The 1538-nt window shown below is 70.4% G+C and carries 1 protein-coding gene; it reads left to right on the top strand.

Annotated features, from left to right (window positions below):
* Positions 1–212: 212 nt before the first annotated feature.
* On the top strand, positions 213–1436 hold the full coding sequence (locus tag ON27_RS07790) for an RtcB family protein (RefSeq protein WP_043721685.1): 1224 nt from the start codon (positions 213–215) through the stop codon (positions 1434–1436).
* Positions 1437–1538: the final 102 nt, after the last annotated feature.

Below are 1538 nucleotides of genomic sequence, written 5' to 3'. Positions count from 1 at the left end.
ATGAGTGGATCGCCGACGACGCGATCACCACGGCCGACGCCGAAAGCCTGGTCGCGGCCATCGCCCACGGCAACGCCGAGCGCGTCTACCGCGCTCCGCTCGCCCCGGCCGGTAGCTGACATCCCGGCATTCCGACCGGTTCGATATTCGGGTGCGCCGGAGTTCCTCGGTCCCTACCGTTGGAGATGAGAGCCGACGAAAGGACCGAGACCATGTTTCCCGTCGAGCTGCGCGGCACCAAGGCGCAGACGCTGATGTGGGCCCACGAGCACGAGGTCGAGCAGGCCGCGCTCCAGCAGCTGCGCAACATCGCCGCGCTGAAATGGGTCCACGGCGTCCGCGTGATGCCGGACGTGCACCTCGGCAAGGGGGCCACGGTCGGCTCGGTGATCGCGATGCGGGAGGCGGTGTCCCCCGCCGCGGTCGGCGTGGACATCGGCTGCGGCATGGAGAGCGTGCGCACCGATCTCACCGCGGCCGATCTGCCCGACAACCTGCGTTCGCTGCGCACGCGGATCGAGGCGGCGGTGCCGGTCGGCTTCCAGGCCCACCACGACGCCGTCGACGTCACCCGGCTCGGCGCCCAGGTCGCCGGGCTCGGCGCGAGCACCGCGACACTGCGCGCGGGCTGGGACCGCTTCTGGGGATCCTTCGGCGCGCTGGACGACCGGGTGCAGGCACGCGAGTCCAAGGCGCACAAGCAGATGGGCACCCTCGGTGGCGGCAACCACTTCATCGAGGTCTGCCTGGACCAGGACGAGCGCGTGTGGATCCTGCTGCACTCCGGCAGCCGCAACATCGGCAAGGAACTCGCCGAGCGGCACATGGCGATCGCGCGGAAGCTGCCGCACAACGTCGACCTGCCCGACCGCGACCTGGCCGTCTTCGTCTCCGGCACGCCGGAGATGGATGCCTACCGGCGTGACCTCACCTGGGCCCAGGAGTACGCGGCGCGCAACCGCGCGGTGATGCTCGCGCTGGTCTGCCGTGCGGTGAGCGCCGAATTCGCCGAGCGCGGAGTACGTTTCGAGCAGCCGCTTTCGTGTCACCACAATTATGTGGCGGAGGAACTGATCGACGGCGTGCCGATGCTGGTCACCCGCAAGGGCGCTGTGCGGGCGGGCGCGGGTGAGCTCGCGCTGATTCCCGGCTCGATGGGCACCCGCTCGTATGTGGTGCGCGGTAAGGGGAACCCGGCGTCGTTCCAGTCCGCCTCGCACGGGGCGGGGCGGCGGATGAGCCGCAACGCGGCCAAGCGGCAGTACACCGTGGCCGATCTCATCGCGCAGACCGAGGGCGTCGAGTCACGCAAGGACGCGGGCGTGGTGGACGAGATCCCGGCCGCATACAAGGACATCGACTCGGTCATCGAGGCCCAGCGGGACCTGGTCGACGTGGTCGCGACATTGCGCCAGGTGCTCTGCGTCAAGGGCTGAACGTCGCGCAACTGCGCGCCGGGCGATCACCCTCGCCCGGCGCGCAAGTCGCTCGGTGTGCAGTCCCCTCGCCGCGCAGCTCGCCCGGCGCGCAGCCCTCTC

It is taken from the genome of Nocardia asiatica NBRC 100129, assembly GCF_000308415.1.
GTDB classification, from domain to species: domain Bacteria; phylum Actinomycetota; class Actinomycetes; order Mycobacteriales; family Mycobacteriaceae; genus Nocardia; species Nocardia asiatica.
This window is presented reverse-complemented; position numbering and strand designations above follow the sequence as displayed.

Coding starts and splice junctions, on each gene's coding strand:
- ON27_RS07790 (WP_043721685.1), top strand. CDS start 213: ATGTTTCCCGTCGAGCTGCGCGGCACCAAGGCGCAGACGCTGATGTGG.